Source organism: Rhizobium sp. M1 (assembly GCF_002531805.1).
GTDB lineage: Bacteria > Pseudomonadota > Alphaproteobacteria > Rhizobiales > Rhizobiaceae > Rhizobium > Rhizobium etli_C.
The window spans coordinates 184,590-190,972 of sequence record NZ_NWSW01000013.1; the positions used below are offsets into that span (position 1 = coordinate 184,590).

4 protein-coding genes are annotated in these 6,383 nt (G+C 58.9%); 3 read left to right on the forward strand and 1 reads right to left on the reverse strand.

The window, feature by feature from the left end:
• Positions 1-298: 298 nt before the first annotated feature.
• Positions 299-1,390, reverse strand: a complete 1,092-nt coding sequence (locus CO655_RS14790; protein WP_176539253.1) for a serine protease — start codon at positions 1,388-1,390, stop codon at positions 299-301.
• Between the two features lie 299 nt (positions 1,391-1,689).
• On the opposite strand from CO655_RS14790, the gene CO655_RS14795 reads away from it, so the two are divergent.
• Genes CO655_RS14795 through CO655_RS14805 form a run of 3 tightly spaced genes read left to right on the forward strand, consistent with a single transcriptional unit; the run spans position 1,690 to position 6,215 of the window.
• A complete protein-coding gene (locus CO655_RS14795; protein WP_245423817.1) occupies positions 1,690-2,322 on the forward strand; it encodes a hypothetical protein in 633 nt (210 codons plus the stop codon).
• A complete protein-coding gene (locus tag CO655_RS14800; RefSeq protein ID WP_097665235.1) occupies positions 2,315-4,285 on the forward strand; it encodes a hypothetical protein in 1,971 nt (656 codons plus the stop codon). The genes CO655_RS14795 and CO655_RS14800 overlap by 8 nt, the downstream gene beginning before the upstream one ends.
• A 10-nt stretch (positions 4,286-4,295) precedes the next feature.
• On the forward strand, positions 4,296-6,215 hold the full coding sequence (locus CO655_RS14805) for a hypothetical protein (RefSeq protein WP_097665244.1): 1,920 nt from the start codon (positions 4,296-4,298) through the stop codon (positions 6,213-6,215).
• The last annotated feature ends 168 nt before the right edge of the window (positions 6,216-6,383 follow it).

Below are 6,383 nucleotides of genomic sequence, written 5' to 3' on the forward strand. Positions count from 1 at the left end.
CAGAGCGCCAACCCAAGCGGAATCTGGATCATCTCCACGGCGGATCAGGTCGGCGACTGTCGACGTTGCGCAGGGCTTGTTCAGAAGATCAGCGCACACGCACATGAACACAGGCAGCGACTTCCGCGGCCGGCCTACGATTGTACCTTTGTTCTTCAAGCCATCAAAGTGAGTCCGACGCGAAGATAACGATTGCAGGCATCTGGGAGTTGGCCAAAACTAGGTCGGTTTCGCAGAGAGACGAGCTGCAGGAGATCGGACTGGTGGCGTGTTAGGTTGCAACGCGTTTCGGCACGTCTCATGCGGGCGACATGATGCTATAAGTCTCGGTGCCGAGCCGCTGGCTGACCATACGGGCCTCGAAACCGTCGCCTAGTGAAGCTGCCAGTGCCGTCGCGTCTGTCCGGGTTGAGGGGAAGCCCCTGAGCGTCCACGGATCCAATCGCAAAGCACCCCAAGCCCTGCGAAAATGGAGGTCGCCGGGGTCGATGCTTTCCGGCCACGAAACCGTCGGATGCTCCGGAGGAATGGAAGCTGCCAGCCATGTCGCCCATGCCGTGCCCAACTCCTCTCCGTCGGCGGGCTGAATGCTCCTGCTCACCAGCCCGATGACTTCGCCATTGGCATTGAACACGGGTCCGCCGGACATACCCGATGGCCAGTTCGCCCGCACCTCGAAGACCGGGGTCGGAGCCGAACGGTCTCGGCCTTCGGGGTGGTGCCGCGTGACAATGCCATAGGCGGCGAACATCCCCTCGGTGATCGATGTCGGAAGGTCCGATGCTGCTCCGTGGGCGAGTTCGATTTCGGGGAAGCCGACGGCGACTATTAGCTCTCCGACCCCTGGAGTGCTCGGATGGCGTCGCAGTGGCAGGTTTCCTATCATGTCCGAGGGCGGAGGCATCGCTGTGTTCAGAAAGGTGACATCGATAGGACGCGTCGAAGCCGTGGCGACGAAGTTCAAGGGATCCTCCACTTCCACCAGAGGCGTTCGGAGGGAAGCCATGACAGCCAGCGCCTCCCTTGGAACGCCCACCTCGCCGAAGACCAGCCCCATGCCCAGCAGAGCCAAAGCGCTGAGGTCTGGCCGAATGGCCATTTGGCCCGATTGGTTGGCCCCGATCCGCAAGAAGTCCGTGACGTGATCCGCAGTGAGGAAACTGCCCCATGGATCCAGGGCGAACCCCGTACCCAGCCCTGTGAGGATATCGTTGCGGTCCGCTTGGAAAATGGGGACAATGGCCTTTCGCAGCCCGAACGGGTCCTGGACCCGAAACAGGGTTGCAGTCTCGCCATGCTCCGGAACCAATGCGTGGAGACGCCTGTCCTGGTTACGGTCCTCGCAAGTGGCCACTGTGATCGGGTAATTCGGATGGTCGGCGAGCGGCATCTGGCACTCCATGAACTGAACGACTGTCCTCGCAGACCACAGGCGTCATTGGCGCGCAAGGTGTCACGTTTCACCCGCTCTATGAACTAGGTGCGCCGGGGCGAAGCCGCGTCGGCCGAGGCCGAAAGCAGTCAGTTGTCGCAAGTAGAACCTTGAAACGTCAACGCGGCGCCGAAATCTCTCTCGCAAGCACAATTTGCAAGTTTAAGAAACCAGTTGTAAGGGAACGTTATGCGAGTATAGATGTGCATCATCCTTAGCGGCAAACCATGGTGATATCTTCAGGCCTATCAAGACCATTGGGTTACACCTATCGCGATGCGTTGCGCCTCCTGTTCATTCTCGTCAGGGGTAGTCAACCAGTTGAATCACCTATCGATGAAGAGTGGGACAGCGTTTTCATCGGCGAAAAACGCGCTCTCGCGATCGACTTCTGGGTGAGGTATCCCGACTATCTCGCGGACGAACTTCTGGACCGGTTCGAAAGGGATGGCGACCGGCAAGCACTCTTCGCTGCGAAGGAGATATTCGCCGACGAAGAACCGGATGTCCGTCAGGTCCAGATGATCAGGTGGCGACGGGGAGCATATGACGATCTGCAGACGTCGCTGGGCGTTTTGTCATACCGCGGACTCGTCCGGTCGATGGACAGGGGCCTGCAAAACGGAATTCGTCAGCACGAATACCTGTCAGGGGCTGCCGCGCGTGAGTTTCTTGATTCCGTGCTCGACGATTTTCCTGCCCTTCGCTGGTACGAAAAGCAGACGCATCTCGCATTGACCATCGCGGGACATCAGAGCGGTTCAGCTTTGAAAGAAATACACTATCGCGATCCGGAATACGGTTCGACGCCATACGGATCTGTCATTCCTTCAATCAGAGACCGCGTGTGCGTCCGGCTCCAGAAGCTGGAGGAGAAACAAAATGGCTGAGAGATCCGTAACATCGTCCGCAGATTGGATACAGGCAATTGCGACGAAGTCGGGTGCGACGGTTGAGGAAGTGGAGGTCGTACTCGCCGCCCATGACGTCCGGGCGCAGTCTGTGTTTCCCCGAACCAGAAGACTGCGAATACGCTCTGTCAGCTTCGGAGGGATCAAGTACGGGGAGACGCAACGATTCGAGTTTGCATGGGAAGGACTCGATAAAGGTCTCTGGGGTGTCATTTCCGGGGGGAATTCCAAGGGAAAGTCATCGATCATAAATATCCTTCGATGTGCTCTCCAGGGAAGGTTTCCAGGCGATCTGAAGGCCGATATCTGGAAGTGGCTCGACAGCGTCGACGTGAATTTCAGCATCGATGAGATCCTCTACGCCGTTCGGGTCTCCAAACAAGCCGGCGTCGAGAACGCAGAGGACGCGACAGCGCGGCTCGAGCGTGGGAGGGATCCGTCTGCGGTAATCTACGAAGGGACAGCGGGCAAGGCATTCGAACAGTCAATGAGCGATCTGTTCACCGATGAGCTGGGGTTCGACCGGATCCATGCTTTCCATAAGGGCAACGACGCCATAGTGGAGCACGGCTGGCCTGCGATGTCGTCAGCGCTTTTCGTGCGTGGACCCGGAGCTGCGTTGTTTGGCGAGCAGGTCGTTGACGGGCTCCCGACTCGATTGGTGCAGTGGTTCATCGGCCTCCCATGGATTTCAACCTATACCGCCGCCGCTGCGGCCGAGAAGCAGTACGCCGAAGCCAAGCGGCGACAGTCTGCAACGCGCGATGCTATGGCCGCCCGGACAAGGTCGCGTGTGGACACCTTGCGCCGGGATCTGGAGCGGGCCAAGCAGGACCTGGCAAAGCTTCCCGATCGGCAGCGTCTCAGAAGGCGTCTGATCGAAGTCGACAGGCTGATCGCGAGCGCGCAGGCCGACATCACCACCTGTAGGATCGCCAGGGATCAGGCTGCCGCTGCACTTCAGGTCGCCAAGGATTCATGGAATGAAACGCGTCACGCCTATCAGCAGGCGAAGGATAATACGGAAGCTGGGTATGTTTTCCGTCGACTGAAACCCCGCTGCTGCCCCGCATGCGAAGCGGACTTGGGAACGCGGTTGAAAGTTGAAGAAGTTGCCGCCTGTGGCCTCTGCGGAATCACGGACATCGGTGCGCCTGACGGAGAGGCGAGCGACGACCTGACATTTCTGAAGGATTCGGTCGCTGACGCGGCCACGAACGCGGGTGAGTGCGAAACGAAAGCCAACAAGGCCGCTGACGCGCTCAAGAAGGCAGTGAATGCGATGGACGTGCTCGCCTCCGAGATGAAGGAGATCCAGAGCGAACTCTCGGTTCCGGATAAGGCGGACGATCTTTACCGCAAGGTCGAAATCACTGAAGCCCTGATAAAGGAGCTGATGGGGGAGGAGGACGAAGAGGCCACGGAGGTCGCCGGCGAGGCGGAGCCTCAAGCCGACGTGTATGCGATCCTCAAGGCTGCCGAGAAGATCACCAAGGATCTAATGGAGCAGACGCAGGCAGACACCTTGAAGAAAGTGGGCGACATGCTTCTCGACTATAGTGTCCGTCTGGGTGTCCAGAACCTGGAGAGCATGACGCTGCATTCGAGCCGGCTCGAAATCAATCAAGGCGGCGCGGCCACGACCTTCTCCAAGCTGTCGCCTGGGGAAAACCTGCGTGTCCGAGTCGCGCTCGCCATCTCGGTGGTTTCGGTGGCAAGGGGAAGCGGTGTCGGTCGTCATCCAGGACTATTGGTGCTGGATTCACCAGGATCGCAGGAAATGGCAGCGGAGTTCGCCTCCCTGATGGGAAGCCTGGGGGACGTTCTCAAGGAAGAACCGGAACTTCAAATCATCATCGGAGCCGTTCATAGACCGGAGTTGGACGGTATTGTCGCGCGTGAGAATCGCAAGCAGGCTTTCAACGAGGACAAGCTTTTCTGAGACGGTACTAATGAACCCAGTCGTCGAAAAGATATTCAGCCGCGGTTCCGATGATCCGGACGTGGACCTTTCAGGGGAAGCGTTGCGGGATCTGCTGTCGGCTGTCGACGAGTTGAAGGATGAAGCGATGGCTGCTGGGCTCTTCCAAGCCATGTGGGTCGCCGGATCGCCCGACTGCGACGCTGCGATCGCCTACAACATCGAGACAGCCGAAGATCCTGGGTTTCTTGCGGAGATCGCGAACATCACGGCTGTCGAGCCCCGAGCACATCTCCCCGAGCGCTATTCGTCGTCTCTGCTGACACTCGCCTCCCGTCAGGAGCGACACCCGATCGCTCGGGCTCAGGCGCTTAAGACCGCCTATATCGTGGCGATGACGCGACCATCGGACATGAGGCGTCTGCAGGCCCACCTTCTCGAACTCGCTATCGATGACCACCCTGATTATCTGCAGCACGCCGCTAGGATCATCGGCTTCATACTGGCCCATATCCAAGACGATGAACTGCAGGGCGTGCTCGACAGTTTCCTCGAACTTGATGGCGTACAGAGCGAGGCAGCGACATCTCTGGGAATGCTGGCGATGGCTGATGGATTGGGGGCGAATGATCAGGCCGAAGCCATCGCCGCGTTCGAGAGAAGCCTCAACTTGATGGGGCAGGCAATTGCGGCTGCAGAGACGCGCCCGGACGCCGAACTCTACTCCCTCTGTCTCACTGTCCTTCTCGATTTCGCACGAGACCAGCGGAAGGACGAACTCGGCGCGCTAATCGACCAAATACGTCAGGCCGCCTTCGCCTATTCCGCATCCGCATTTCCGAGCGACGACCGATCCTGGTCACGTCAGTGGATGGGCCTTCCTCAGTTGGAAGGCATGCGATGGTACGAGCTCGCGATAAGGATCAGCCACGTCGAGAGGACGCTCGAAAGCCGCGCCTGGCTTCATGCTGTTCGTATAATCGAAGACGAACTCGTTAAACTATATGCGGCAAGTCGGTCGCTGCTTTGTCACGCTGAGGACGGCGGCATTGAAAAGATCATCCGTCCAAGGATTTCAGATGAACTGCAGCGTGATCGGGCTAGGCTGGCTCTGCTCGAGCAGTGGCTCGTTGAAAACGGTCTTTCCGGTGAGGAAGCTTCTGTCTCCGCCGTGCGCGGAATGATCGCGGAGGCGATGGAGGGCAGCCTTCGCCGCCACCCTACCGAGGCGGCGGTCTCGCAAGACGCCGTCGCCGCAGCACTAGGTCACCTCAGTCCTGAAATCGGCGCACGTGCGGGGGTGGCCCTGCGAGCTTCTCTCGTCGATTTCGACCTCGGGACGACCGATCCCGTACTCGTTGACATATGGTCGAAGCTAGCCGGAGAGCTGGATCGGAACGACGACTACCGGACGAATGCCGGCGCAAGGAGTTTCTTCAATACCATCCTGTACACGACACTGTCGTTCGCATTCTCGAGGACAAACCTCACGGCCGGAGCCGTCGTGGGCGTTGACTACCTGTTCAATCGTGACAGGACATCTCCGCCTCTCGAAAAGGATCTCCAGAAGGATTTCTTCAGCTTCATTCAGTCCACGGCCCTTCGCCAGATCGCTATGCGAGAAACAAGTGATCGAGGGGGAGGGCGGGCGGACATCGACTTCGTCCTCAATGGCATGAACGTGGTTGCGGAATTGAAGAAGACCGCCGCCGATCATGATCTCGAAGGGCTGGCAAAGACATACGGCCTGCAGACTGCCGCGTACCAGCGATCGAGCTATACCTTCTGCGTGCTGATGGTGCTTGACCTCGTGGACAGGCGAGGCACCGCGGCGCATATCCGTGAGCGCGTCTCCGTGCAGGAGGTAATTCCGCCTGCAGGCAAGACCAAATACTCGGTCGTCGTAGTGCGGATCCAGGGGTTGCTTAAGGCCCCCAACGAGCTGAAATGATCTTCCGCGCTCTCATCTTGCACCAGGATGTGGCGGGCGGTTGTGCAGAAAGGGAACAATCCGCGGAGCCACTTGGCGCGATCAACTTCGCAACTAGGTGGATGCGTAAATTTTTCAGAGGGTCCGGAGAGTGCCGATTCCGATGAAGCCGCCCCTTTGTTCCGAGAT